This is a genomic window from bacterium (genome assembly GCA_035380285.1).
Lineage (GTDB): Bacteria > Auribacterota > Erginobacteria > Erginobacterales > DAOSXE01 > DAOSXE01.
The window spans coordinates 1-3,377 of record DAOSXE010000069.1 but is presented as its reverse complement, the minus strand read 5'-3'; the positions used below and the strand labels follow the sequence as shown (position 1 = coordinate 3,377).

Below are 3,377 nucleotides of genomic sequence, written 5' to 3'. Positions count from 1 at the left end.
GCTGGGCATTTTCAGCCCGTCATCAAACCGTCAAAATCCCCTTGTGCCTCTTGTGCCTTTTGTGGCTATCCCTCTCCCCTTCCTGGTAGGGAAAGCAGAGGGCATAGAGCATGGAGCAGAGGGAAAAGAGGGTTCGGGGTTCAGGGTTTCCCCCCGATCATTCCGTCATCTTCCTGATGTACTCCTCGAGGTCCCACTCTCCCAGTTCGACCTCGATCTCCTCTTCCTCCCCCGTGCCCGCGCGGACCACCGTCAGCTTCAACCTGGTTCCCGGCGGACTCATCAACCCTGTCAGGAAACCGCCGAGATCGTCTTCCAGGGATTTCCCGTTGACTTTTTTGATCGCGTCGCCGGCCCTCAGCCCCCCGGCTTCCGCCGTAGAACCGGGCAGTACTTCCGCGATGGGCATCAGGCCCGGCCGATCCTCCACGCCCGTCTCCCCGATCCTCACCCCCAGCGAGGGAAGGACGTGGCGCTGCCGATCGCGCTCGGCTTGCTCTTCCGGGGTCAGGGGTTCCAGTTCGACCCGGGGCAGTTCCTTGTGCTCCCCGGCGGAGAGCATGATCCCGGTAATCTCTTTCCGCCGGTACTCGGAAGCGCTCACGATCAGGGTGTAGTCTCCCGCGTCCAGCCCCTTCACGGTATAAACTCCGCCGGCGGCGCGGTCCAATTGGCTGAAGCTGTCCGCTATCCTCCAACCCTTCACCTGCACCGAGAACTTTTCCAGGGGGTCCCCGGTCGAGCGGTCGGCCACCGATCCGGCGATGGTCCCCTCGGGGCGAAGCTCGATCTCGCCCAGATCGGTTTCCCGGCCCGGGGCCACCGTAACTCCGGAGATCGTCGCGACCGCCATGCCGGGGGAGATGACGGTGACGTCGTATTCCCCGGGAGCGATCCCCGTGAAGCGGAACGTGCCGTCCCCCAGCTCGAACTTATGCATCCCCAACCCGATGTTCGTTTCGAAATCGAAGGGTCCCTTCTTCCGTTTCCGGGTACGGATGCGGACGTCGGACATCGGCTGTCCGGCGGCCGACAGGAAACGCCCGCTGAGGGAGCCGGCGTCGTTCAAAACCACTTCGACTTCGACCTGGTCGTCCGCGACGGCTTGGCCTCTGGGACGGGTATAGCCCTCGGCCTCGACCATAAGCCGGCCGGAACGGGCGGGGAGATCGCTCAGGACGACCACTCCCCGGGAATCCGTCCGGCCCTCCCCGCGGGACGGGAAGGAGGCGCGCGGCGAACCGGGGGTGGTGTCCTGGAAGTAGATTTTGGCCCCCTCCACGGCCTTTCCCCGGGTATTTTTGACCGTTACCCGCAGATCCCGGCCGGGGGCGAGGACGACCGTGGCGCGCTCGGCTTCCCCGCCGGCCGGGATCGTGAACTCTTCCGCGGCCGGACCGTACCCGTCCTTGGCCGCCCGGACAACGAACTCGCCCGGAGCCAGGTGCCGGAAGAAGCAGCGGCCCCGGCTGTCGGAAAGTTTCTTCTGGCTGGAATAGCGGAAGATCCGCCCGGAACGGGACGACCAGTCGGGTTCGAGGGTGACCACGGCCCCGACCAGCGCTCGCCCTTCCTCGTCCTCCACCTCCACGGTCAGATCCTTCCCCGAGTTCAGCTGCAGGACGATCCCTTCGGCGACGGTCCGGTCCGCCCCCAGGGCGACCGGTTCCTCGGGGCTGTCGGCGTACCCGTCCTTCTCGGCTATCAGCTTGATCTCGGCTTCGGCCGGAACGAATATCTCGACGGCGAAAGCGCCGGTTTCGTCGGAGACGGGGTCGTATCTGAAATTGGAGTGGAAACCTTTCTGCCCCGCCGGACGGCAATAGACATCGATCTCCGCCCCGGCCACCGGGCGGCCGGCTTCGTCCACCGTCAGGCCCTTCAGGGTAGCCCAGCGGCCGGACGCGACTTCCAGGGTGACCCCGTCCAACTCCTCCCCGGACGCCAGGCCGATCTCTTTCCCTTCCTGTTCCCGTTCGGCTCCGAAGGAATCGTACCAGCTGCGGACCTTCAGCCGATAATCACCCGCCGCCACCCCCTGGAACTCGTATTCCCCGCCCTCCCCGGTCATATCGATTTCCTCTCCCGCGCCCGAGACGGGAGAGAGATACACCATCGTCCCGGACAAGGGTATTTTCGTCACCGCGTCCAGCACCCGGCCGGAAACGGAGGCCCCCCGCCGGACGGTCAAAACGATGGGTCGGGCTTCCTCCGGGGCGACGGCCGGAACGTCGACGGCCCAGTCGGAAACGTATTCCTTTTCCTTGACCCGGACGTTGTAGTTCCCTTTCTCCAGGTCCGAAACCGTGAACGTACTTTCGGGCCCGAGGACGACATCGCGGCTGGTGGAGCTGCGGCCGTTTTTGAACGACAGGGAAACGGCCAAGGGCAGCCCTTCGAGATCCCCCGCCAACCGCCCTTTGATGACGCTCCCTTGTCGGAGAACGATTCGGAGGTTGTCCGTCCCGGTGGGCGTCTCCAGCCGGCTGTTCTTGATATAGCCGTCCGCGGAGGCCGATACCAGGTACACCCCCGCCGGCATGCCGCTCAGTTCGAAGCGTCCGTCCGCGTCGGTGACGGCCGCCCGCTCCACGGAATAGAGGTAGGGCGCGGAATCCATCCCGGTCGCACTGTAGGAAACCCTGGCCCCCTCCAGGGGGACGCCCGCTTCGACCTCCACCCGGCCGGGGATCCGATCCCCGGGCTCCAGTTCGACCTCCAGTTCCCGGGTTTCCCCGGGCTTCAGCTCGACTTCCTTCTCCACCCGCCCGACCCGGCCCGGGGCGGAAACCTCCACCCGGTAGACGTTGGGCGCCAGGGCCTTCTCGAACTCCGTGCCCGAGACCGGTTCGAGTTCGATCGCCTCGAACCCGCCGCCGCACGGCGACAGTTGTTCTCCCCGGGCGTCCCGCGTTGCGTAAACCGTCGCCCGGGCGTTTGCAACCGGCTTGCCCAGGTCGGAGAGGACCTTGACGCGGAGCACCCCGGGAACGGGAGCCTCGGCCGGTGGGGACGCCGGGTCCACTCCGGGTTCCGGATCGGCCCCAACCGCGACCGCCGCGCCGGCGAGCATCCAGATGAGTGCGTAAAGGAAAGACTTCTTCATTACGACCTCCTCCCCGATCCGCCTTGACATTCCGGCAGCCGGTCAGCGTTACTGGCGTTCCACTGAATTATAGAACCGAAATCGCCCGTCGTGAAGGAGTGAATGCGAGGGGGCAGCAGCCCCCCGCCGCGGCCCCTGGAGATTTTTGCACCTGTGAGAAGCATAGGGCATAGAGCATAGAGCATAGAAGCCCCCACCACGCCCTCTGGAGATTTTTGCACCTGTGAAAAGCATAGGGCATAGAGCATGGAGCATAGAGGCCCCCACCTCG

General features: G+C 65.3%; 1 protein-coding gene. It reads right to left on the bottom strand.

The annotated features are described in order from the left end of the window. Positions 1 to 157 precede the first annotated feature (157 nt). Positions 158 to 3,106 carry a carboxypeptidase regulatory-like domain-containing protein gene (locus PLZ73_12670; GenBank protein ID HOO78727.1) on the bottom strand — a complete coding sequence of 983 codons (2,949 nt, stop codon included), beginning with the start codon at positions 3,104 to 3,106 and terminating at the stop codon, positions 158 to 160. Between the last annotated feature and the right edge of the window lie 271 nt (positions 3,107 to 3,377).

What these genes read in the sequence shown, in the direction of transcription:
- PLZ73_12670 (HOO78727.1), bottom strand. Translation starts at nt 3,106, where the DNA reads ATGAAGAAGTCTTTCCTTTACGCACTCATCTGGATGCTCGCCGGCGCG.